20 protein-coding genes and 1 pseudogene are annotated in these 21966 nt (G+C 59.5%); 7 read left to right on the forward strand and 14 right to left on the reverse strand.

Annotated elements, in window-relative coordinates; translation table 11 throughout:
- Window positions 1-66: 66 nt before the first annotated feature.
- The 7 genes from PSH91_RS08630 to PSH91_RS08660 all read right to left on the reverse strand — a co-directional run bounded on the left by PSH91_RS08630 (window position 67) and on the right by PSH91_RS08660 (window position 10221).
- The gene (locus tag PSH91_RS08630; RefSeq protein ID WP_305467876.1) at window positions 67-3015 is read right to left on the reverse strand and encodes an HD domain-containing phosphohydrolase; all 2949 of its coding nucleotides are present in this window, start codon (window positions 3013-3015) and stop codon (window positions 67-69) included.
- 117 nt (window positions 3016-3132) lie between these two features.
- On the reverse strand, window positions 3133-6690 hold the full coding sequence (locus PSH91_RS08635) for a transporter substrate-binding domain-containing protein (protein WP_305467877.1): 3558 nt from the start codon (window positions 6688-6690) through the stop codon (window positions 3133-3135).
- A 74-nt stretch (window positions 6691-6764) separates the two neighbouring features.
- Window positions 6765-7391, reverse strand: a complete 627-nt coding sequence (locus PSH91_RS08640) for a response regulator transcription factor (RefSeq protein WP_047226381.1) — start codon at window positions 7389-7391, stop codon at window positions 6765-6767.
- Between the two features lie 378 nt (window positions 7392-7769).
- Window positions 7770-9098 (reverse strand): deoxyguanosinetriphosphate triphosphohydrolase, encoded by a 1329-nt coding sequence (locus PSH91_RS08645; RefSeq protein ID WP_047226382.1) that lies wholly within the window; start codon window positions 9096-9098, stop codon window positions 7770-7772.
- Window positions 9099-9182: 84 nt separating this feature from the next.
- The gene (locus tag PSH91_RS08650; RefSeq protein WP_305467879.1) at window positions 9183-9518 is read right to left on the reverse strand and encodes a hypothetical protein; all 336 of its coding nucleotides are present in this window, start codon (window positions 9516-9518) and stop codon (window positions 9183-9185) included.
- Complete coding sequence (locus PSH91_RS08655; protein WP_047226384.1) at window positions 9515-9904, reverse strand: phage holin family protein; 390 nt, start codon at window positions 9902-9904, stop codon at window positions 9515-9517. The genes PSH91_RS08650 and PSH91_RS08655 overlap by 4 nt, the downstream gene beginning before the upstream one ends.
- A 2-nt stretch (window positions 9905-9906) precedes the next feature.
- Entirely contained in the window at window positions 9907-10221 is a 315-nt protein-coding gene (locus tag PSH91_RS08660) for a YqjD family protein (protein ID WP_047226385.1), read from the reverse strand.
- Between the two features lie 337 nt (window positions 10222-10558).
- Here PSH91_RS08660 and PSH91_RS08665 point away from each other — a divergent pair, with 337 nt between their 5' ends.
- Window positions 10559-11767, forward strand: coding sequence for an ammonium transporter (locus PSH91_RS08665; protein WP_274090268.1), 1209 nt, complete (start codon window positions 10559-10561; stop codon window positions 11765-11767).
- 2 nt (window positions 11768-11769) lie between these two features.
- Here PSH91_RS08665 and PSH91_RS08670 read toward each other — a convergent pair whose 3' ends face one another.
- On the reverse strand, window positions 11770-13482 hold the full coding sequence (locus PSH91_RS08670; protein ID WP_305467882.1) for a monovalent cation:proton antiporter-2 (CPA2) family protein: 1713 nt from the start codon (window positions 13480-13482) through the stop codon (window positions 11770-11772).
- Between the two features lie 191 nt (window positions 13483-13673).
- Between PSH91_RS08670 and PSH91_RS08675 the strand changes: the two genes are divergently transcribed.
- From PSH91_RS08675 to PSH91_RS08685, 3 genes are all read left to right on the forward strand, one after another.
- Window positions 13674-13913: a glutaredoxin family protein gene (locus PSH91_RS08675; protein WP_047226388.1), complete on the forward strand. Its 240-nt coding sequence runs from the start codon at window positions 13674-13676 to the stop codon at window positions 13911-13913.
- Window positions 13914-14005: 92 nt separating this feature from the next.
- Window positions 14006-14326, forward strand: a complete 321-nt coding sequence (locus PSH91_RS08680; RefSeq protein WP_047226389.1) for a transcriptional regulator — start codon at window positions 14006-14008, stop codon at window positions 14324-14326.
- Window positions 14327-14396: 70 nt separating this feature from the next.
- Window positions 14397-15287, forward strand: coding sequence for a pseudouridine synthase (locus tag PSH91_RS08685; RefSeq protein WP_076385697.1), 891 nt, complete (start codon window positions 14397-14399; stop codon window positions 15285-15287).
- Window positions 15288-15365: 78 nt separating this feature from the next.
- Here the strand turns inward: PSH91_RS08685 and PSH91_RS08690 are convergent, their stop codons facing one another.
- Entirely contained in the window at window positions 15366-15587 is a 222-nt protein-coding gene (locus PSH91_RS08690) for a YgdI/YgdR family lipoprotein (RefSeq protein ID WP_047226391.1), read from the reverse strand.
- Window positions 15588-15663: 76 nt separating this feature from the next.
- Window positions 15664-16266, reverse strand: coding sequence for a molybdenum cofactor guanylyltransferase MobA (gene mobA / locus PSH91_RS08695; RefSeq protein WP_047226392.1), 603 nt, complete (start codon window positions 16264-16266; stop codon window positions 15664-15666).
- A gap of 78 nt (window positions 16267-16344) precedes the next feature.
- Here mobA and moaB point away from each other — a divergent pair.
- Together moaB and glp are read left to right on the forward strand one after the other, a co-directional pair.
- Window positions 16345-16909, forward strand: a pseudogene (moaB, locus tag PSH91_RS08700) (molybdenum cofactor biosynthesis protein B).
- Complete coding sequence (gene glp, locus PSH91_RS08705; RefSeq protein ID WP_288912904.1) at window positions 16909-18096, forward strand: gephyrin-like molybdotransferase Glp; 1188 nt, start codon at window positions 16909-16911, stop codon at window positions 18094-18096. Before moaB ends, glp begins: the two are co-directional and overlap by 1 nt.
- Window positions 18097-18158: 62 nt before the next feature.
- Here glp and PSH91_RS08710 read toward each other — a convergent pair whose 3' ends face one another.
- Window positions 18159-18467 carry a hypothetical protein gene (locus PSH91_RS08710; RefSeq protein WP_225248412.1) on the reverse strand — a complete coding sequence of 103 codons (309 nt, stop codon included), beginning with the start codon at window positions 18465-18467 and terminating at the stop codon, window positions 18159-18161.
- 343 nt (window positions 18468-18810) lie between these two features.
- Here PSH91_RS08710 and yegS point away from each other — a divergent pair, with 343 nt between their 5' ends.
- Complete coding sequence (gene yegS, locus PSH91_RS08715; RefSeq protein WP_288912853.1) at window positions 18811-19728, forward strand: lipid kinase YegS; 918 nt, start codon at window positions 18811-18813, stop codon at window positions 19726-19728.
- Here yegS and PSH91_RS08720 read toward each other — a convergent pair.
- From PSH91_RS08720 to PSH91_RS08730, 3 genes are all read right to left on the reverse strand, one after another.
- Window positions 19712-20371, reverse strand: a complete 660-nt coding sequence (locus PSH91_RS08720) for a response regulator transcription factor (RefSeq protein ID WP_047226397.1) — start codon at window positions 20369-20371, stop codon at window positions 19712-19714. The two genes, yegS and PSH91_RS08720, sit on opposite strands and share 17 nt — an antisense overlap.
- Window positions 20368-21261 carry a sensor histidine kinase gene (locus tag PSH91_RS08725; RefSeq protein WP_139050847.1) on the reverse strand — a complete coding sequence of 298 codons (894 nt, stop codon included), beginning with the start codon at window positions 21259-21261 and terminating at the stop codon, window positions 20368-20370. Before PSH91_RS08725 ends, PSH91_RS08720 begins: the two co-directional genes overlap by 4 nt.
- A 233-nt stretch (window positions 21262-21494) precedes the next feature.
- On the reverse strand, window positions 21495-21965 hold the full coding sequence (locus PSH91_RS08730; RefSeq protein ID WP_047226399.1) for a hypothetical protein: 471 nt from the start codon (window positions 21963-21965) through the stop codon (window positions 21495-21497).
- Window position 21966: the final 1 nt, after the last annotated feature.

Here is a 21966-nt window from a genome sequence, read left to right on the forward strand (position 1 = left end):
GCTTGCCGTAGCAGTTGGCCAAAGCTCGGACCGCGTTCGGCTCGGCAGCGCCTACAACGGCGGCTTTCATGCCTTCAGTCCGGCCTTGTCCAGCAGGCTGTCCGGGTCGACTTCATCGATCTGGCGCGGATCGAGAAACTGGTTGGCGTAGCTCAGGTAGATCTTTTCATCGATGAACAGCCCGAACAGCTCTGGATCGATGTGGGCGTCACGGCACATGGTGGCCATGATGCCCAGGGCTTCACTCAGTTTCTTGGCCTTCTTGTAAGGACGATCGGCAGCCGTCAGTGCTTCGAAAATGTCCGCAATCGCCATCATGCGTGCCGGCAGGCTCATCTCCTCGCGTTTGAGCCGCTTGGGATATCCCGTGCCGTCCATCTTCTCGTGATGCCCGCCAGCGATCTCCGCCACGTTGCCCAAATGGCTGGGAAAGGGTAACTGGCTGAGCATCAGGATTGTTTGCACCATGTGGTGGTTGATGACGTAACGCTCTTCACGCGTCAGCGTGCCTCGTTTGATGCTGAGGTTGTAAAGCTCGCCGCGGTTGTACTTCCAGGGCGGCACGTCGAGCTGGAACCCCCACGGGTTGTCTGTCGGGATCAGCTCGGCTTCGTGCCGCTCCAGCAGGTGCTCGGGCTTGTCCGCCAATAACCGTTCAGTGACTGGAAGCGCAGGCTTGGGCGTGCGTGCCTGGCGCCGGTTCTCTTCCCAGGAAACCCCCAGGCGGTCATCCAGGGTCCGGGTCCAGGGGCGTTGGGCGATATCTTGCAAACGTTGCAGGTCGGCGTCGGCCATGGCCTCGGAGCCGAGGTTGCAGCGGGCGACGAAGGCAAAGTCGTCATCGAGGCTGGCCAGTGTGGCGTCGCGTCGCTGGGCCAGGGATGACGGCTCGCCACCCGTTGCCAGGGCCTGCCAATAATCGACCCAGGCGTCGCGCTTGAGCACCTCGAAGCGCGTGCGGATCTCGTGGATCCGGTCGTTCAGGGTTTCCAGTTTGGTGGCTTTGTCGACCACGTATTCGGGTGTGGTGACCTTGCCGCAATCGTGCAGCCAGGCGGCGATGTGCAGCGCTTCCCACTCATCTTCCGTGGGACGGTAGGCCTGGAATGCCGACGCCTGGCTGGCAGCGGCGGCCTGGGCGAGCATCAGCGTCAGGGCTGGCACCCGCTGGCAATGACCGCCGGTGTAAGGACTCTTGGCATCGATCGCCCCAGCCAGCAGTTGAATGAACGAATCGAGCAGTTGTTTTTGCCGGGCTTGCAGGCGCTGGCCTTCAATGCTCACGGTGGCGGCGCCGGACACGGCCTGCAGGAAGGCGATGCGGTCTGGCTGCAGTTTTTCCAGGTCGGCTTCGGTGCCGCTGTCGGTTATCAGCAACACCAGAACCCCGACGGTTTCCTGGTGACGATTGCGCAGGCGGATGCCGATCAGGTGAACCCGTGGCGCATCCAGTGCCAGCAGGACACTCTTGAGGTCGCCGGCCTGCTCGAAGCCCAACGAGGTGACGAGGTTGTCCGAGGCGTCCAGTTGCTGCAGCCATGACGGGCTGTCCTGTGCCTTGACCGCTTGACCTTGCAAGCCGAAGGCAGCAAGGTCCCGAGGCCTTCCATCGATGACCAACCCGTAGGGCCTGACCTGATCGTCATCGTTCTCGCGCAGGTAAATCAGGCCGGCCTGGGCCTGGCCGATTTTCACTGTTTCGAACAGCACCCGCTCCAGCAACGGGGCAAAGCGGGTTTCGGCGCGCAGACTGGCGGTGATTTCGAAGAAGCTTGCCAGGGTCTCTTTCATTCGCGCCATTGAGACGCCCAACTGATCGACCTCCAGCACGGGGGAGCGACGGGACACCGGGTAGTTGAAATCGAAGCTGCGGATGGCGTCCGCCTCCTGCACCAGTGCGCGCAGGGGCTTGACCAGAATCCTGGAGGTCAACCAGCCCAGGGGCAGGCACAGGAGCAGAGTGGCGAGGGTAATCAGCGCGCCTTGCCAGCGCATGCGATAGGCATCGGCCAGCAACTCATCCTCAGGGACCAGCAACGCCAGTTCCAGACCCTGCGGCCCGCCTTCCTGCATGTGGCTGCGCGAAACGATCCATTGGCGTCCACCAGCCTCCAGGCGTGGGGTGTCGGTGTTGTCGTCGAGTGCGGCGGCGATGGCCGGGCTGAGGTCGCGTGCCTTGATCAGGCGTGCCGACTGGATGTCGGTGATCAGCCGATGACTGTCGGGGTAGGCGACTGTATTGCCCTGGGGGTCGAGCAGCACAATTTCGGTGCCGGCGGTCACCCTGTGCTTGGCCAGGGTCTGGGACAGGGACGCCAGGGTCAGGTCGGCAGCGATGACCGCCTGTTCGCCACTGCGCCGGGCGAGGGTGGTGCCCAGGTTTTGGGTGGAGAAGAATACGTAGGGTTCGGTGGTGATTTGCTCGGCGCTTCCCAGCGCGCTGCGAAACCAGCCTCGGTTGCGCGGATCGTAGGATTCGTCGGCAATGTCCTGACGGCTGACGAGCGTCAGGCTCTGGTCGTAGAACAGCGACTGGGCACGAACCTGGCCGGGGGTAGCTGTCCGATCCACGGTCCAGACCTGGTAGGCCGCGTTGGCCGGTGCTTTCAGCGCGGTCTTCAGGGCTTCGGTACGCAAGGGACGGACCATCAGGAAGTCGCCATTGCTGTCGCCCAGGTACAGCGACGCCAGGTTCGGGTTGTCCCGCAGCGCCTGGCTGAAGGGGGCGAGCAGGGCCAGGCGCTGAGCGATCCTGGGTTCACGTGTCGCCGGGTAATCGGCTAGCAGGCCCAACAGGTGGCGGATGGGTTCATAGGTGTCATACAAATCCAGGCGTACGTCCTGCTCGATGCGGTTGAACAGTTTTTCACTGCTGGACAGGATGATTTGTGTGGTCTGGTGATAGTTGAAAATGCCTAGCACCACACCGGTCAGCAGCAGGAGCAACGTAAACATCACGCTGATGTGTACGTGCAAGGGGAACCGGCGTTGTTGCGGACGCGGTGCGCTGGGCATTGCAGTCACTCCAAGTGTTGATGGGCGTTCCCAACTCATTCCCTGCCGCGCCGGGGGAAACCAATCGAGAACGCCCCTGGTGCGCACTGCTGAGCGATCAGCATAGTAAACGCTGGATTATTTTGCCTTGGCGATCTCTGTTTCCAGGGCGCGCTCCAGTTCGATCATGGCCTGGTCGAGCGCCTCGGTACATTCGCCAATGGGTTGCGCACCCTGTGCCTGGTGGCAGGCGTGTTCCAGCGCCTCACATCTTTGTATCAACGAGGTCGCCTGCACGATTCGGGCGACGCCTTTTATTTTGTGCGCGGCCTCGGTCAGTGCCTGTCGGTCCCCACTGCGGGCAATATCGAGCAACTCCCGGCGGTCCGAGCGATTGCTGCTGAGCAGTTCTTCCAACAGGCGCCGGATGGACAAGGGGTTGCCACCGGTCAAGGTCTGCAGGCTTTGCACATTGAAAGCCTTGGGCCGGCTGGTGGATCTGACTGTTTTCATCCATTGGCTCAGGGCGCTCAGGCTGATCGGTTTGAACAGGCAGTCGTCCATTCCGGCGTCCCGGCAGCGTTGTTTTTCCTCCGGTTGTGCGTTGGCGGTAAACCCCAGGATGGTGCAGCGCGGCAGTTCGCGTTCGCACTCATGGCGACGAATCGAACTGGCCAGTTCGTAGCCACTCATGATGGGCATGTTGCAATCGGCGATGACCAGGTCGAAATCCCCTTCATGCCAGGCTTTGAGTCCTTGTGCGCCATCATGGGCGACCTGATGGTGATGACCCAGGTACTCCAGTTGTTGCGACATCAACAAGCGATTGGCCGGATGGTCATCCACGACCAGAACGCTCAAGGCGGCCGTGGCCGTTTCAACGACAGGTTCCGGGGGCACGCAAACCGTGGTGGTCGGCAGGGTAGTCAGTTGCAGTGAAATCTGGACCCGGGTGCCGATGCCCGGCTCACTGCTCATGTGCAGACTGCCGCCCATCATCTGACACAGGTTGCGACTGATCACCAGGCCAAGTCCTGCGCCCGTTCGCGCCATCCGGCCGGTGTTGTCGACCTGGGAAAACGGCTCGAACAGACGTTGCAGGTCTGCCGCACTGATGCCGATGCCGCTGTCGCTGACCTCCAGTTGCATGTGCAGGGTGTCATCCGGGGCGGCCGGAGACAGTTGGACCTTGATTTGAACTTGACCCTGTTCGGTAAATTTGAGGGCATTGCTGATCAGGTTCGAGAGCACCTGTTTGAATCGCAAGGGATCTATCAGGACGTCCGGGTTGCCTTCGGCCGGGTCGAACAGCAGCGACAATGCCAGGTTCTTCTGTCGAGCAACGCCTTCGAAAACCCGTATGACCGATTGCAGCAAGGCCCTGAGATTGACCCGCTCGGGCGCCAGGCTCAGGTGACCTGACTCGATCCGTGCAATGTCCAGGATGTCGCCGATCAGCTCGAGCATGCCGGAAGCCGATTCGTACGCCACTTCTATGGTCGAACGGTCCAGATGGCCCTTGTCGGCATGTTTCAAAGCCAGCTCCAGCATGCCGATCACCGCGTTCATGGGGGTGCGGATCTCATGGCTCATGGTCGCCAGGAACGTGCTTTTGGCGCGGTTCGCATTGTCGGCCCGCTCCTTGGCGGCGCGCAGTTCGTCGAACAATTGGCGTCGTTCGCTGATGTCGATCCAGCCGCCAATGATGCCCTGTACTTCGGCGTTTGAGTTGCGATAGGGGAGAATCCAATGGTAGATGGTCAGCTTGTCAGCCCCGATATGTAACGGGCGATCCAGGACCAGCGGAGTGCCTTCGGCCATGACCCGCTGATAGTCCGCCTGGTACTCCTGCGCTTCGAAAGCATTGCTCATGGACCCAGGCATGACGTTCTTGCCGATGACTTCTTCGCGTTTCACGTTGAACGTCTGCAAGTAACTGTCATTGCAACTTTGCAGGAAACCGTTGCGATCTCTGACGTAGATCGGGTGAGGGGTGCCGTTGAGCAGTGAGTGCATGAACTCAAGCTGGTCATTGAGGGCCAGCTCCGCCCGTTGACGTTGCCTGATCTGGCGCTGCATGTAGGCATTCCATGCCAGCGACAGCAGCAACAAGAGGCCGACGCCGGCGACGATCTGAAAAAACAGGCGGTTATAGGTGCGCCACACGTGTTCCGATGCCGACACGTAACCTCGCCAACGATTATTGATCACGCCCAGTTCGTCCGGGTCGATGCTGGTGAGGGCTTTGTCGAGAATGGAGTTCAGCTCCACGGCGTCTTTGGCAGTGGCCAACGAGAACATGGCCTGGCGGGTTCCTACGGTGCTGCTGATTTGCAAGGTGTCTCGCAACGAGTGCGACGAGATGAAGTAGTTGGCCATGACCAGAGAGTTCACGCTGCCATCGATCTGGCCCTTGGCGAGCATTTCAACGGCATGGAGAGGGTCGTCGGTTTCGATGATCTTGATGTCCGGATACTGGCTGCGTAGCCATTCAATGACCGGATTGCCTTGAGTGATGGCCAGGCTTCGGTCGCCGAACTGGTCGAGGGTTGCCGGGGTGTCGGCTTGCTTGCGGGTCAGCAGGACGAATGAGCTGTCGACGTAGGGGCGGCTGAACTTCAACTGTTGCTGCCGCGCGCTGCTCGGTAAAAGCGCTGCAATCATGTCGGCCTGACCGTTCAGGACCGCGGCAATCATTTCGCTGTCATTCTGAGTGCGCTGGATCTCCAGGCGGATGCCGGTGCGCAACCGGATCAGCTCCAGCAGGTCGGCACTGATGCCGCGAAAGTCACCATCGGAGTCGAAAAAAGTGAAGGGCGCCGCGGTTTCGTTGACCACGACTCGCACCACCGGGTGCCGTGCCAGCCAGCGTTGCTCCCGGGCGGTCAGTTGTATCTTGTGTTCCGTGAGATACAAGTCGCTGCCAGCGCTCCAGCGTTTGGAAATGGCCGCTTGCTCGGTGATGGAAATCTGGTTCAGCGTGGCATTGATGGCCTCCAGCAGCCGGGTATCGTGACTTCGAACCGCGAAACCGAATCCATAGGACTCATGCTTGCCGAAGCTGGCCATGCGGATGTTGCTCAGGTAACCCTTGCTGATCATGTAGTGGGTGGAAATGGTATCGCCGAGAAAGACATCCGCCTGGCCGAAAGCGACGGCGTTTATGGCGTTCTGGTAGGAGGGGTAGGTGCTGATGATTGCCTTGGGGTAAAGCTTTTCGATTTCCCGCAGCGGCAGGTAGTGATAAACCATGCTCAACCGCAATCCCTGGAGATCTTCGGTCAGGGAACGGCTTTCATTCGTCCGGGTGACGAGAACGGGCTGGTCCACTGCATAAGGGGTCGATAGCACAATGCCGGGGGTGCGCGCTTCGAAACCATTGGCGGTGCCGAGCAGGTCGATTTTTCCATTCTTGAGGGCCGCAATGGCCTCGTCCCGGGAAGCGAAACGCAAAACCCGCATTGGCAGACCGATCGCCCTGGCGATGACGCCGGCGTAGTCGGCAGTCATGCCCTCGTAGTCTTGCCCGCTGGTGGACAGATCGAAGGGCGGATAATCAGGGGCAGACGTTCCCAGTACCAATTCCTGCCGGTCCTGTAACAGGCTACGGTGAGCGTCATCCAGCAGGACCTCGACATGAGCCGCCGTCGAACGACCCAAAAGCGTGTAGTGCTCGGGCGTGCCCGGCGTCGCCATGAGGACGTGCGCATATAACCCCGCGCTTAATAGCAGGAGGCATCTACTTATGCATTTGAGCATCCGGTCTTTTCTCACACCAGCGCGTTGCGCTTCGCCATTTCAATCAGTTCTACCAGGGACTTGACCTTGAGTTTTTGCATCAATCTTTTTTTGTAAGTGCTGACAGTCTTATTGCTGAGAAACATACCTTTGGCTATTTCCTTATTGGTACGGCCCTGAGCAAAAAGTTGCAGCACCATCAACTCTCGGTCATTGACACTTTTGAACAGATCCAGCTCTATGCTGCGAGGATCATCCTGGCGGACCGGGTTCAGTGCCTGGCTGGGGAAATAGTTATAACCGGACAAAACGGCCTTGATTGCGCTGACCAGCTCGCTGAGGTCTTCCTGTTTACAAACGTATCCAGAGGCACCGGATTGCATGCACCGGATACCGAAAAGCGTTGGGGACTGAGCGGTGAGCACCAATGTTTTAAGGGGCGTGGTCATGGCGTTGAACCGTGAGAGAATTTCCAGCCCGTCAAGCCTGGGGATGCTGATGTCCAGAATGACCAGGTCCGGCATGCATTCGCGCACCATTTGCATCGCATCCACACCGTTGTCAGTTTCCCCTACGACTTTATAGCCCTCATGCTCCAGGAGCATGCGAACGGCGAGGCGGATGACCGGGTGGTCGTCGACAATGAAAACGGAGTTCATGAATAAAGTCCCTACGAGCTTAATAAAGCGCGCACCTTAGCCCAGTTAATGCCGGGGTCGTATGAGGAGACAGGCATACATATTCAATTTCAGAAGTTTCCTACAAAAAAAGAGGCGGGGTACTACGATGTGATTGGGTTTTTAGTAGGTGAATGAACTAGGAAGGGGAATTATTGCCCGTTTTGAAGGGGAGATTTCTTTCAGGATGTTGTTTATACAAACAAATAGAGGAAGGGTTTTATTCAGTATTAAATGGCAGGCCATCGACTTTTCAGAAACGAGTACGACGCTTCATTGCCGTTTACCCCGCCCCGAGGGGCGGGCCTGCCAAACCTCAATGACTGTGCCTTCGCATCCAGGCTTGCCGCCGACGCCCTCTCATTGGCGAGTACGGCCCGTCATCTCCTGAGCCATTTCGCTGGCGTAGCTGTCAGTCATCCCGGCGATAAAATCGATCATCCGCAAGAATGCACCATGCAACGAACCGTTCGGATCGGGCGCGTTGTTACCCAGCAGGTCGAGAATTCGCCGATTCTTGAACGAAGGCGTGCGACCGCCATGTTGCTCCAGGGCGGCGCCGCAAAATCCGTTGAGCAGGATTTCCAGCGTGGTGTAGGCGCCGATCTCATGCAGGGTCTTGCGCTTGTCCTGGAAGATCTTCTTGCGCGCCATGTCCTTGGCATTCAATACGCAACGTTTGGCTGGGCCATGCATGTGTTCCACCAGGTCCCCTGGCAGCGTACCGGCCAGCAACGCTTGCTGCTGCTCGACGAAAGCCCTGGCTGCGGCGTTGGTCAGATGTTCGATGGCCTTGCCCCGCAGGATGGCCAGTTTGCGTCTTCGCGAGTCCAGTGGTCCCAGTTGACGGTAAGTGTCCGGGAGATCGTCGCCCACCAGGTCCAGAAGCAGCGACTCCACTTGCGGGTATTCCAGCAGCTCCATTTCCACGCCGTCTTCCAGGTCGATCAGCGCGTAGCAGATGTCATCGGCGGCTTCCATCAGGTAAACGAGCGGATGCCGTGCCCAGCGCTGGTCTTCGAGCTGAGGCAGGCCGAGCTTGTGGGCGATCTGTTCCAGCAACGGCAGTTCGCTCTGGTAGCAACCGAACTTGTGCTTCTTGTAGCCCAGGGAATCCGCGTGACGGGCGGTCCAGGGGTATTTGAGGTAAGTACCGAGGGTGGCATAGGTCAACCGCGTACCACCGTCGAACTGGTGATATTCAAGCTGGGTGAGCACCCGGAACCCCTGGGCGTTGCCTTCGAAATTGAGAAAGTCGTTGCGCTCGGCCTCGGTCATGGCGTCGAGCCAACCGCGGCCTGCGGCCTGCTGGAACCAATAGCGGATGGCGTCTTCACCGGAATGACCGAATGGCGGGTTGCCGATGTCATGGGCCAGGCAGGCCGATTGCACCACCATGCCCAGGTCACTTGGCTCGCACCACTCAGGCAGGGCGCTGCGGATGGTTTCTCCCACCCGCATGCCCAGGGAGCGTCCGACGCAACTGACTTCCAGCGAATGGGTCAGGCGTGTGTGGATGTGGTCGTTGCTGGAGACCGGATGCACCTGGGTCTTGCGTCCCAGGCGCCGGAACGCGCCGGAAAAAATGATGCGGTCATGGTCTTTGTGGAACGGGCTGCGGCCCAACTCTTCCGGGCTGTGCAGCGTTTTTCCGAGGCGCTCGCGAGTCAGCAGGGTGTGCCAATCCAAGGCTGGTTGCTCCGTTTGATAAGGTCGATGTCCTAGCTTCGCGGTTCGCGGGGCACCTCGCAAGACCTATAGGCTATTGCTACGTCAGGGTTTGCGCACACTTTTGGCCAGCTTGATGAGCGGCAGCAGGGTCGTTGCCAGCCGGATCAGTCCCGTCAGGCTGCTGTTGCGGCCGCTGCGGGTCCGTTTGCCGGTGAGAAAACCGAGCAAGGACACCGCCGCCACGCCCCAGAGCGGCGCGTGCTTGATGCCGAAGCCCTCGTGCCAACTCTGTGTGAAACCGCGCACCCGCTGCAGAGGTTGCAACAGTTGACGGGTTTCCTGGCGGATTTCCTGTCGGTGCATTTCCATGCGCAGACGTACCAGCGCCTTGCGCATTTCCTGGCGGGTCCGGGCTTGAGGAATATCAGGCAGGCTCATGGCAACAGGCGCTCCCGGTCGTTGGCCAATTCTTCCAAAGTGGCATGGAAAGGGGAGGACTCGTCATAGATCGCTGCCTTGAGTCGCAGGCCGCAGAACAGGGCGGCCAGCAGATAGAACAGACACAGGCCAATAATCCCCGCCAGACGATAGGTATCCCATACCAGGATCAGTACCAGCGCCGACAGCCCCACCAGTAGCAACAACGCAAATACCAGCGCCAGCCCGGCGAACAACAACAGGCTGACTGTGCGTGCTTTCTGTTCCTGCAATTCGATGCCGAACAATTCGACATGACTGTGCAGCAAGCCAAGGAACGCGGCGCCCAGGCGGCGTGCTGTAGGTTGGGTGCCCGCTTCGGACGAGCCGGATTCGTCAATGCCCATCATTAGCGCCGTGTCGCCAGCAGGCCGATCAGAAAGCCCACGCCAGCTGCGATGCCGACGGATTGCCAAGGATTGGCCTGAACGTATTCCTCGGTGGCGATCACCGCCGCCTGGCCGCGCTCACGCACCGAGTCTTCGGTCAACTTCAGGGTCTCGCGGGCGCGCAAAAGGGTTTCATGGATCTGACTGCGCAGCTCATCTGCCTGGTCGCCAGCCAGTGTCGCGGTGTGATCCAACAGCCGTTCGGTGTCGCTGACCAGCGTCTGAAAATCTTCCATCAGGATTTCTTGAGCAGTCTTTGCCTGGGTTCTGGCCATGGGGGAATCTCCGTAAGTGACGTCTGAAGCGTTCGAGTATGAGCCATACCGGAAGGTTCAGTGAAACTGACTGGTACAACTTTTGCTCAGGGTTTTGCCATGTACTGGTGCGTCCCCCTGCGCCTGTGCGCTGAAGCTGGGCGTCAGCCCGCAAAACCTTAACCCAGAAAAACAAAATCCGCGAAGCACTCCAAGCGCAACACCGCATTGTCGATTTTTTGTGCACTCATTCGGTTCATCGGTTTTTCGGTAGTCAGATGAGATGTCTCGACTTGGTGCGTCGTCTGGGCGGGCGAACCGGTTTGGTGCTTTTTTCAACTTTTCAGGTCTGCCAACCATGGAAAATATGCAAAGCGCTGTGGACACTCTGGTCCACAGCTCCAACACGCTGTTCATTTTGCTCGGTGCGGTCATGGTTCTGGCGATGCACGCCGGTTTCGCGTTCCTTGAAGTGGGAACTGTCCGACAGAAGAACCAGGTCAATGCACTGTCGAAAATTCTCAGTGATTTCGCCGTCTCCACCCTGGCCTATTTCTTCGTGGGCTACTGGGTTTCCTACGGCGTGACCTTCCTGCAACCTGCTGCGGTGCTCAACGTCGATCATGGTTACAGCCTGGTGAAGTTTTTCTTCCTGTTGACGTTCGCCGCCGCGATCCCGGCGATCATTTCCGGCGGTATTGCCGAGCGTGCCCGATTTGCCCCTCAGTTGTGTGCCACGGTGTTGATCGTCGCGTTTGTGTATCCATTCTTCGAAGGCGTGGTCTGGAATGGCAATTTCGGCCTGCAGGCCTGGTTGCAAGCCCAGTTCGGCGCTGGCTTCCATGATTTTGCCGGTTCGGTGGTCGTGCATGCCATGGGCGGATGGCTGGCGCTGGCGGCCGTGCTCTTGCTGGGGCCGCGTAACGGCCGTTACCGCGACGGTCGTCTGGTGGCGTTCGCGCCATCGAGTATTCCTTTCCTGGCCTTGGGTTCGTGGATCCTGATTGTCGGCTGGTTCGGCTTCAACGTGATGAGCGCCCAGACGCTGCCGGCGGTGAGCGGGTTGGTGGCGATCAATTCATTGATGGCCATGGTCGGCGGGACCGTGGCGGCGTTGGTCGTCGGACGCAATGACCCCGGCTTTCTGCACAACGGTCCGTTGGCCGGGCTGGTAGCGGTCTGTGCCGGTTCGGACCTGATGCACCCGATCGGCGCACTCGTGACCGGCGCTATTGCCGGTGCCTTGTTTGTCTGGTTTTTCACCGCGGCCCAGGGCAAGTGGAAGATCGACGATGTGCTCGGTGTCTGGCCGCTCCACGGGTTGTGTGGTGTCTGGGGCGGCATTGCTTGCGGGATCTTCGGCCAGAGCGCTCTGGGCGGCCTGGGCGGGGTCAGTTTGATCAGCCAACTGATCGGCACCACGCTGGGCGTTGTCGTTGCCCTGTGCGGCGGGTTCGCGGTCTATGGTGCGATCAAGGCTGTGGTGGGACTGCGGCTGACTCAGGAGCAGGAGTACTACGGCGCCGACCTTTCGATCCACAAGATCGGCGCGGTCAGTCAGGACTGATCCTAAGGCTCTTTGTCCTGATTCCCAGGATAAAAACCGTGTAGCAAGCGATAGCGGTCGTGGCGGACCTGATCCACATGCTGCTGGACCTGCTGGTTCGGCAGCCCGAGCATGATCAGGGCGTGGGAGGCCAGCATCAGGCTTGACTCCAGCAGCTCCGGGACCACTTCGCTGGCCCCGGCAGCCTGCAACTCCGCCAATTGGCTGTCATCGCGGGTACGCACCAGAATCGGCACCTGGGGATTGAGCCGGCGGGCTTCCTTGAGCACGCTGATGGCGATGTCGGTTTTGTCCACGGCGATCACCAGCAGCTTGGCGCGACTCAGTCCGACGGCGGCCAGAAGGTCGCCCCGGCGTGAATCTCCATAGTGCACGCAGCTTTCCCCGACGCTGGCTTCCTGAATGATGACTGGATCGTCGTCCAGGGCCACAAACGCCTGGCGTTCCCTGCGCAGAAACCTGCCGATTGACTGGCCGACGCGACCATACCCGCAAATGACTACATGACCCGACAAATCGGCATTGAGTGCGCTTATCTGGTCCAGCTGTGCCTCTTCGTTGGGTTTGCGGTGCAGGCGGGCAGCAATGCGCGGCGCGGCACGCAACAGCAGTGGCGTCAGCAGCATCGAGCAGAAGGTCGCTGCCAGCAGCAGGCCGCTGATGTCGGCGGGCATGAGGCGGTTCTGCTGCATCAGTGCCATCAGGGCAAAACAGAATTCGCCGCCCTGGGCCAGGGCCAGGCCACTGCGCCAGGAGGTTTCGCCGTCGTCCCCTTGCCATTTCACCAGCACTGCGACCACGCAGCCTTTGATAAGCATCAATCCCAGGGTCAACCCGAGGATCAGCAAGCCGTCCTCCACAAACAACTGCAGATCGATCAGCATGCCGATGCTGACGAAAAACAGCCCCAGCAGAATGTCGCGGAACGGCCGTATGTCTGCCTCGATCTGATGTCGGTAATGGCTTTCCCCCAACAACATGCCTGCCAGAAACGCCCCAAGCGCCGGTGACAGACCCAGCAGATGGGTCAGCCACGCTGTCAGCAATACGATCACCAGGGCCAGCAGCACGAACAGCTCAGCGGACCGGGATTCGGCCACTTCATGGAACAGCCGTGGCAGCAGTAGACGACTGGCCAGCAGTAAACCGCCGAACAGCACCAGGGTCTTGCCCAGGGTCAGGGGCAACGCCCAGTACCATGGTTGCTCGCTGCTGCCGGCGAACACGGGGACGAGGGTCAACAGCAACACCGCGACGACATCCTGGAACAGCAGCACACCGATTGCGTTCTGGCCATGGCTGCTGAATATTTCCCCCAGGCTGGTCAGCTCCTTGCTGACAATAGCGGTGGAGGACAAGGCCAGCCCGGCGCCGAGCAGCATGGCGGCGACAGGTGGGGCGCCGAAGAGCAGCAGCAGACTGCCCAGCAGTATCCCTGAGCACAGCACCTGCAGGCTGCCAAGGCCGAACACGACCCTGCGCAGTTCGATCATCTTCGCCAGGGAGAACTCCAGCCCCAGCGAGAACAACAGGAAAACCACCCCGAGCTCGGCCAGGTCTGGCAGTTCCTCGCTGTCGTTCACCCAGTCCAGGGCGGTGGGGCCGACCGCCAGACCGACACAGAGATAACCCAGTACCGGCGGCAGGCGCAGTCGCCTGAACAGGGCGATGACCACCAGGGACGAGGCAAGAATGATCAGCAGATTGGCAAACAAGGGGTACTCCGTTTCAAGGTTTGCGCCACACAGCGTAGAAGGAAAAAAAGCGCCGGGCATTGTCGGAAAAGTATTGGCGCTCAATGATTTGCACAGCGTTTTACCGAAGCACTGTCAGATTTTCTACCCGGCTCGACGGTTTTGCAGGGTGGGCCTAGAATGACCGTCTCTCTTTAGTGGGTCTACCTGCCATGCCTCCTGAATGCCAGTTGTTCGGCACCCTGGGTTGTCATCTTTGTGAAGTTGCCGAAGGTGTATTGATGTCTTTCGTCGAGCATGGATTGTTGGTGGAGCTGGTGGATATCGCCGAGAGCGAGGTTTTGTCCGAACGTTATGGGCTGCGAATCCCGGTCCTGCGCCGGATCGATACGGGCGCGGAACTGGATTGGCCTTTCGATGATGCTGATCAGGTCGCCGCTTTCCTGAGTTGAACCCTGCCATACGTCGCGTCCGGGCACTGCCATTGGCGAAAATCCCCTTCTTCGGTTACTGTATGCCCATACAGTTATCTGGAGTGCGTCCCTTGGTCAATGTCGAACAACTGAAAAACAGCGTGAACAGGATGTCCGTGGACGTTGTGCGCGAGGCGGTCCAGGAGTTGCGCCTGGACGGGCTGGTAACCGAAGGCAAGACGCCCTTCAACAAACTGCATTTCAACACCTGCTTCGCCGAGATCGAAGCACTGTTCCAGCGTGCCGGCTACCACAAGCAACTGGATGTGGTGGGTTACCAGGGCCTGTTGTATGCATTGTACGATCCGGGTCGCTGGGAGGCGGTGGAGGTGCTGCGCTGGCTGAAAGAGTTCACTGAAGCGGCAGCAAAGACGACGTCGATCCCGGCGTGAAGCAATCATTGCTGGGCTGACATGCGCGGCTGGCGGATAATGCCGCCCTGCCAAAAGATTAGAGTTTTCAATGTCCCGGTCATCATTTTGCGCCGCTCACCATCAGGCCAGTACCTTGTATCTTCCGCCCGGCTCCTGGCAGACGGTGCTGGAGTGCCTGTGCGAGCATTTCAGCACCATCAGTCGCGAGCAGTGGCTGGACCGCATCACCCGGGGGCGGGTATTGGACGGCGAGGGCAGGGCCATTGCTGCCGACCTGCCGTACCGGGAAGGTCTGCGCATCCACTACTTTCGTGAGGTGCCTGACGAGAAGCCGATCCCGGTCGTGGAATCGATTCTGTATGCCGACGAACATCTGGTGGTAGCAGACAAGCCGCATTTTCTGCCTGTCACTCCAGCGGGCGAGTATGTCGAGCAGACCCTGTTGCGACGTCTGATCCGACGTCTGGACAATCCCCATCTGGTGCCCTTGCACCGTATCGACCGGCATACGGCGGGGCTGGTGCTGTTTTCAGCCAACCCGCAGACCCGTTCGGCTTATCAGTCGCTGTTTCCAACGCGCAAAATCGAGAAACGCTACCAGGCCATAGCCCCTGCGTTACCTCAGATGACCTTCCCTCGGGTGCATAAGAGCCGAATGATCGATGGCGAGCCGTTCTTCCGGATGCAGGAAGGGCCGGGCGAGCCCAATACCGAAACGGCCATCGAAGTCCTGGAAAAGAACGGCGAGTTGTGGCGCTACGGTCTGTCTCCGGTCACGGGCAAGAAGCACCAGTTGCGAGTGCATATGAATGCCCTCGGGGCGGCTATCTGTAACGATCCGTTCTACCCGGACGTGCTGCGGGACGTGGAGGACGATTACGCCAACCCGCTCAAGCTGCTGGCCCAGGGGTTGAGTTTTATCGATCCTGTCACCGGCCAGGAACGTGCTTTTCAAAGCGATATCAGCTTGCAGTGGTAATCGGGCTGACTTACGAGCAGGCATCAAAAAGCCCGCAAGTATCGCGGGCTTTTCTGTAGCTGGCTGTGGCGTTGAAGGTTACAGGTCTTTAACGGTACGAACCTGATCCTTGTTCACGCGAGTCTCTTTACCGTCCAGTTGCTCGAATTCGTAGAAGCCGGTGTCTTCGTCGTACTCGGGGGTGTCGACGGCCTGGATTTCGCGACCGTCATTCAAGGTAATCACTGTTGGCGATGCGCACCCGGCGAGAGTGGCGAGGCCCAGTGCGAGCATGAAAGTGGCGAGGGTCCGTTGAGTCATGGTGTTTCTCCGAAATAGGATTCTTCAAGTTACTGACCTTCAGACGTATACAGCGCGCGCAAGTTCCTGGCTAGTGTCAATCTGACACACCTTTGTGGCCGCTGAGCAGTTCAGGCGTGTTCAGATTTGCCAGGCGAATATCGTTGGCAGGGCATTGCAGTGCAGTCGCATGCAACGCCCGCATGATGCGGCCCGGGCTGCGTTCGCCTTCGCTCCAGGCCTGTTCGAAAGCCGGGGCCAGCGCCACAGGAATGACGCACAGCAACGGTTCCCAATGTTCACCATGACGTACCATCAGTGGCTTGTCGGGATGCTGGCTCGCCTCGCTGAGCATGCTGTCGAGCAGGCTGGAGTCGATCTGCGGTACATCACACGGCAGCACCAGCAGAGAAGGGTATCGTGCCACCTTGAGGCCCGCCCGGATGCCTGCCAACGGACCGGGGAAGCCCCCTTCATCGTCATGCACCAATTGATCGGCATACAGCGCATAGCGTTCCGGATTGCGGTTGCAGGAGATAATCAGGTCGTCGCTCAGTGCGCGCGTCTGTCGATGCAGATGGGCGATCAACGGTTCGCCCTGCCACTGCAACAGGCCCTTGTCCTGCCCGCCCATGCGTTGTCCGCGCCCCCCCGCCAGCAGCAGGATGGAGCATGATGGCGGGGAAGTATTCGAGGTCATGGTGTGTCTCCGCACGGGCGAAAAAATGAAGCGCTGTGATATAACACCGGGCTGTTTCCTCTACAACTGGACGAGCCTATGAAAGCCAAGGCTGATGTACCTTTCGTGCCGCTCAATATCGCGGTGCTGACAGTCAGTGATACCCGCACCCTTGAAACCGATACGTCGGGGCAGGTCTTTGTCGATCGGCTCACGGCGGCCGGTCACAACCTGGCGGCGCGGGTTCTGCTCAAAGATGATTTGTACAAGATCCGCGCGCAAGTCGCGAACTGGATCGCCGAGGACGTGGTGCAAGTGGTGCTGATTACTGGCGGCACCGGTTTCACGGGGCGCGACAGCACTCCAGAAAGCCGTCGCGTGCCTGCTGGACAAACAGGTCGACGGCTTCGGTGAACTGTTTCGCCAAATATCGGTGGCGGACATCGGCACTTCCACCGTCCAGTCTCGGGCGCTGGCAGGTCTGGCCAATGGCACGCTGGTTTGTTGCCTGCCTGGCTCAACCAACGCGGTGCGTACTGGCTGGGACGGGATACTGGCCGAGCAACTGGATGCGCGGCATCGTCCGTGTAACTTCGTGGCCCATCTGAAACAGGCAGCGCCTTGTGAAATCCCGTGGGTAAACCGGGCAAGGCCGGTGCCTTGATGGCCGTGGAGGTGGCGTTGGAGCGTTTGCTCGAGATGGCGGCGGCTACGCCGATTGTCCAGCGTGAACGTTTGCCTTTGGCCGCGGCGCAAGGCCGGGTGCTTGCAGAAGATCTGGTATCGACCCTTGATTTGCCGCCATGGCCCAACAGCGCCATGGACGGCTACGCGTTGCGGCTGGCTGACTGCACAGGTGAGCCGCTGGTGGTCAGTCAGCGAATTTTCGCCGGCCAGGCCCCGGAGCCGCTGGCTGCAGGAACCTGTGCACGGATCTTCACCGGAGCGCCTGTCCCTGCCGGCGCTGACTGCGTCGAGATGCAGGAAAACGCCGTGGTTGAAGATGACCTGCGCGTACGCTTTACCGAGCCGATGGTGAGCGGGCAAAACATCCGCCCGCAGGGGCAGGAGGCAACGGTCGGAGAAACGGTTCTTTCCTGCGGTACTCGCCTGGGGCCGATTGAACTGGGGCTGGCGGCGTCTCTTGGCTGCGCGTCGCTGGAGGTGGTGCGCAAGGTGCGTGTTGCAGTGCTCTCCACCGGTGACGAACTGGTAGAGCCAGGTCAGGCGCTGGGCCCTGGCCAGATCTATAACAGCAATCGCGTACTGCTCTGTGGCTGGTTGCAGCAGCTGGGTTGTGAGGTGGTCGACGCAGGTATTCTGCCCGACGACTTGCCCGCCACCCGCCAGCGTCTGGGGCAGTTGTCGGATGTCGATCTGATCCTGTCCACTGGCGGCGTATCGGTGGGGGAGGCTGACTTCCTGGGGACCGCCTTGCGCGAAGAGGGTGAACTCGCGCTCTGGAAGCTTGCCATCAAGCCTGGGAAACCGCTGACGTTCGGGCATTTTCGTGGTGTGCCTGTGATCGGCCTGCCCGGAAACCCTGCCTCGACCTTGGTGACGTTCGCATTGTTAGCCCGGCCTTACTTGTTACGCCGCCAGGGTGTTCAGGCGGTAACGCCGCTCAAGTTCAAGGTACCGGCTGGCTTCGACTGGCCGAAGGCAGGCGGTCGACGAGAATACTTGCGAGGTCGCCTCGAGAACGGTCGGGCGATCATCTACCGCAATCAAAGCTCCGGTGTGCTGCGCAGCGCGGCCTGGGCTGAAGGACTGGTTGAGGTGCTTGAGGGGCGAACCCTGGTCGAAGGCGACGAAGTGGGTTTTATTCCCTTGAGCGAGGTCCTGGGCTAGCGCTGCGGCAGTGGGAGTATCCGGCCCGAGTCGAGTGCTCGGGCTTTTCATGCCCATCGGCTTTATCGCGAGAGCAGCATGACCAGTTGATCGAATCGACTGTTCGCAATCCAGCCCAGCAGGCCAAAGACCACCGCTGCTGCGCCTGCTGAATAGGCGAGCCTGTGGCGGATGACCTTCACATCGGTTCGGATTTCATCCATGTCTTTACGGATGTATTTAAGGTGGGTTTCCAGTTCAACGACGCGCGGTTCCAAATCAATTCCTCCTGCGGGATTACTGCAACTTTTGCATTCGTTTTGAACGTTGGCCTGTTCGCTTCCAAATGATGCGAGCTGCCGGGGCGACAGCTTGTATTTATGGCTATGCATGGGGCGTTTCATCCCTTTGGCCATAACTGTTCGAACCACTGTTCCGGCCCCAGCGGGCCGTGATGTATCCATCCATGGGTTAAGACATCCTTGTGTAATGAGCATTTAAACGATCCAGCACAACAGAGCACCAAAGTGTCTCAATACCGTTGACGGGTCAATTGAGCTGATTCGCCAGTTCTTGTAAGAAAATTCTTCGAGTCGAGAAGCGGGCGGCGGGGGCTGTCCGCCGGTTTTCCCCATGGGCGCGCGGCGCAGTCTTTTATTTAATTTGAATCGGTCCGGGCTTTTTCGGCCGTGTGAGTGGTCCCATTCTCTGAACCTTCCCATGACGGAGATAACAATGAGCAAAGGCAAGGCGCTGTTGATTTTGCATGGCAAGCAAGCGCTCAACGATGAGGTTCGCGCCGCAGTGATGCTCAAGCGCAAGCAGGGCTGGGACCTTGCGGTCCGAGTGACGTGGGAGGCCGGCGATGCCCGACGCTGTGTCGATGAGGCGCTGGATGCCGGTTACACGACGCTGATCGCCGGCGGTGGGGACGGGACCTTGCGTGATATCGCCGAGGCGATCGTGCGTCAATCGAGTGAGGTGAGCCTGGTATTGCTGCCGCTGGGTACGGCCAATGACTTTGCCCGTGCCGCCGGTATCCCGCTGGAGCCGGAGCAGGCCCTGGATCTGCTGGATGTGACGCCCCAGGCTATCGATTTGGGCGAAGTGGGCGGTCAGATCTTCCTGAATATGGCCACGGGCGGTTTTGGCAGCCAAGTGACGGCGAACACCTCCGAGGACTTGAAAAAGGTCTTGGGTGGCGCCGCCTATTTGTTCACCGGTTTATCACGTTTCAGTGAACTGAGTGCGGCCTACGGTGAGCTGCAGGGCCCGGATTTCCACTGGCAGGGCGATTTGCTGGCGCTGGGCATCGGCAATGGCCGGCAGGCCGGAGGGGGGCATGTACTGTGCCCTGAGGCGCTGGTCGATGATGGATTGCTGGACATCAGTGTCCTGCCGGCGCCTCAGGAGGTGGTCAGTACCCTGAAGGATTTGCTGGCCGGTGGCCTGGGGATCGACAACATGTTCGTGCGCGCACGCCTGCCATGGGTGGAAATCAAGGTCGCTCAAGGCCTGGATATCAATCTTGATGGCGAACCGTTGCAGGTCGACAGTTTGCGTTTCACTGTGCAGGCCAAAGCGCTGCGTGTTCACCTGCCCGCCGATTCGCCTTTGCTGAGTACCTCGGTGGCGCTTAATCGTCCAGGCTGATGATCTGCTCGCGCACGGCGAACAGCACCAGTCCGGCCACATCATGGATCTGCAGGCGTTTCATGATTTGCGCCCGGTGGGTTTCTATGGTCTTGATGCTCAAGCTCAGGCCGTTAGCGATTTCCCGGGTGGACTTGCCACGCACGATCAGCCGCAGGATCTCCAACTGGCGGGCGGTCAGATTATGAGCTTGGCCAGGATCGGGTTGCGGTTTCTGGGTACGGGTCAGTGCCTGGTTGATCACGGTGTGGGCAATGGCAGGGCTCAGGTAGCGTTCGTTGTTGCGCAGCGCTTCCAGCGCGTGTTCCAGCTCGGTGGCGGTGGTGTCCTTGAGCAGATAGCCATGGGCTCCGGATTCCAGCGCCTGCATGATTAACGCCGGATCGGTGTGCATCGACAGAATCAGCACTTTGCTCTGGGGACGCACGCGCTTGAGCTGTTGCAGCGCGTCCAGGCCGCAGGTGTCTTTCATGGAGATATCCAGCAAGACGATATCTGGAACCAGCCGTTCAACCAGTTCCAGCAATTGCGTCCCGTCACTGGCTTCGCCGATCACGGCATATCCGGGCAGATCCATAACCAGGGCGCGCACACCGGCCCTGATCAGCGAGTGGTCATCTATCAGAAGCAAATTACAAATCAATGGAGAACCTTATTCTTGCTGGCCCGTTCCAGGGCGCGAGGTGTCCAGGGAAAGCTTGCCTCAATATGGGTGCCTTTACCGGCCTCGCTGATGACCTTCAAGGTGCCGCCCAGTTGTTCAACCCGCTCCGACATGCCGGCCATGCCGCGTTGTCCTTCATGAGCGGGGTGGGAGGCCGGGACGAATCCCTTGCCATCGTCACTGATCAACAGGGTCAGGCCTTCGGGCAAGCGTTGCAGGCGCACCAGCAGGTTTTTCGCCTGGGCATGGCGCAAAATATTGGTCACGGCTTCCTGGGTGATTCGAAACGCGGCGACCGTCATTTCCTCAGGGATGCCGGTCATGCGTTGTTGGCAGTCCAGGCTCCATTTCAGCGGCGTATTAGCCAGCGTCTTGAGCAGGTGCGCGCGCAGGCTGGCTTCAAGTCCCAGGCTGGTCAGTTGTCTTGGGTTGAGAATGGCTGATACGTCGCGAACCTTGTTGAGCGTTTCGTCCAGCGTCTCGCAGAGGATCGTGCACTGGCCGTGCAGTTCTTCCGGAATACGGCGCTTGAGCCATTCGCTTTGCAGTTTGGCCGCGGTCAGCAACTGGCCGATATCGTCGTGCAATTCACGGCTGAGCCGGTGACGCTCGTTTTCCTGGACCTCAAGCAACCGATCGGCCAATTCCTGGGGCTGGAACTTGATGGATTTGTGTGACAGGCGATGCTGGATCCAGACACAGGTCATGGCTGCGCTATTGAGCGCCAGCAAACTCAACGGGACGGTCGAGGCGAACAGATAGGCCAGCAGGCTGCCAAGGGTCGAGCAGATGCACAACAACAGCGTGAAACGGCGGGCATTTTCTCGGGAGGGTGGCCAGGTGATGATTGACTTGAGGCTGGCGTACATGACGGATGGAGCCAATGAATGTTCGCTGCGGGCAGGCTGGTCAGCGTATCTGACAGGCCGGGACGGATAAACGTTTCAGGTCGAAGATGGCCTCAGTTGGCGGCTTAATGCCACTATCTTGAAGCCTCTGACGCGGGAGATAGTACCACTTCATATTTCGTTGGTCGCGTTCAGCATGGTGGCGTGAAAGTGCCAAGTGTCAGCCGCATCGGGTCGAACCGCACTCATCGGCCTCAGGCCTGCTTTTGTGAGTAGGGCACCAAACCCAGGGGGCGCGAAGCAGGCAATGTCTGGCCAGGACTCTGGCCTACCTGGAAGGCAAAGGCTTCGATCAACGAGGTCTGTTCGCTGCTGTCCAGGCTGAGCTGGCCGGTGGTGTGATCGACCAGTTCCAGTTGCCAGGCCATCAGGGTGAAGCAATCCTTCAGCGCGCCCAGCGCCTGCTCATGCAATTCAACGTGACTCTGCGCGTTGCTGAGCAAGCCATGGATATGCAGCGAAAATTCTGAAATGGCTTCCAGCGCCAGGGCGTCGGCCTTGTTTGCCAGCTTCAGCAAGGTGCTGAGCATGCAATCAATGGCGTCCCTGTCGTCGTTGATCAGCTGCAGATGGGTCAGGCATTCCTCTGACTTGGCCAAAAGCGTTTCGGCCTCGATCAGAAATTCGGGAAGGCGCTGATTCCAGTTTTTACGATCGTTCGGCATG

It is taken from the genome of Pseudomonas sp. FP1154 (assembly GCF_030687245.1).
Lineage (GTDB): Bacteria > Pseudomonadota > Gammaproteobacteria > Pseudomonadales > Pseudomonadaceae > Aquipseudomonas > Aquipseudomonas rhizophila.

What these genes read in the sequence shown, in the direction of transcription:
- PSH91_RS08685 (WP_076385697.1), top strand. Translation starts at nt 14,397, where the DNA reads ATGTCCCGGTCATCATTTTGCGCCGCTCACCATCAGGCCAGTACCTTG.
- glp (WP_288912904.1), top strand. Translation starts at nt 16,909, where the DNA reads ATGGCCGTGGAGGTGGCGTTGGAGCGTTTGCTCGAGATGGCGGCGGCT.
- PSH91_RS08650 (WP_305467879.1), bottom strand. Translation starts at nt 9,518, where the DNA reads ATGAGCCTGCCTGATATTCCTCAAGCCCGGACCCGCCAGGAAATGCGC.
- PSH91_RS08725 (WP_139050847.1), bottom strand. Translation starts at nt 21,261, where the DNA reads ATGTACGCCAGCCTCAAGTCAATCATCACCTGGCCACCCTCCCGAGAA.
- PSH91_RS08660 (WP_047226385.1), bottom strand. Translation starts at nt 10,221, where the DNA reads ATGGCCAGAACCCAGGCAAAGACTGCTCAAGAAATCCTGATGGAAGAT.
- mobA (WP_047226392.1), bottom strand. Translation starts at nt 16,266, where the DNA reads ATGACCTCGAATACTTCCCCGCCATCATGCTCCATCCTGCTGCTGGCG.
- PSH91_RS08630 (WP_305467876.1), bottom strand. Translation starts at nt 3,015, where the DNA reads ATGCCCAGCGCACCGCGTCCGCAACAACGCCGGTTCCCCTTGCACGTA.
- PSH91_RS08655 (WP_047226384.1), bottom strand. Translation starts at nt 9,904, where the DNA reads ATGGGCATTGACGAATCCGGCTCGTCCGAAGCGGGCACCCAACCTACA.
- PSH91_RS08665 (WP_274090268.1), top strand. Translation starts at nt 10,559, where the DNA reads ATGGAAAATATGCAAAGCGCTGTGGACACTCTGGTCCACAGCTCCAAC.
- PSH91_RS08635 (WP_305467877.1), bottom strand. Translation starts at nt 6,690, where the DNA reads ATGGCGACGCCGGGCACGCCCGAGCACTACACGCTTTTGGGTCGTTCG.
- PSH91_RS08690 (WP_047226391.1), bottom strand. Translation starts at nt 15,587, where the DNA reads ATGACTCAACGGACCCTCGCCACTTTCATGCTCGCACTGGGCCTCGCC.
- PSH91_RS08640 (WP_047226381.1), bottom strand. Translation starts at nt 7,391, where the DNA reads ATGAACTCCGTTTTCATTGTCGACGACCACCCGGTCATCCGCCTCGCC.
- PSH91_RS08730 (WP_047226399.1), bottom strand. Translation starts at nt 21,965, where the DNA reads ATGCCGAACGATCGTAAAAACTGGAATCAGCGCCTTCCCGAATTTCTG.
- PSH91_RS08675 (WP_047226388.1), top strand. Translation starts at nt 13,674, where the DNA reads ATGCCTCCTGAATGCCAGTTGTTCGGCACCCTGGGTTGTCATCTTTGT.
- yegS (WP_288912853.1), top strand. Translation starts at nt 18,811, where the DNA reads ATGAGCAAAGGCAAGGCGCTGTTGATTTTGCATGGCAAGCAAGCGCTC.
- PSH91_RS08710 (WP_225248412.1), bottom strand. Translation starts at nt 18,467, where the DNA reads ATGCATAGCCATAAATACAAGCTGTCGCCCCGGCAGCTCGCATCATTT.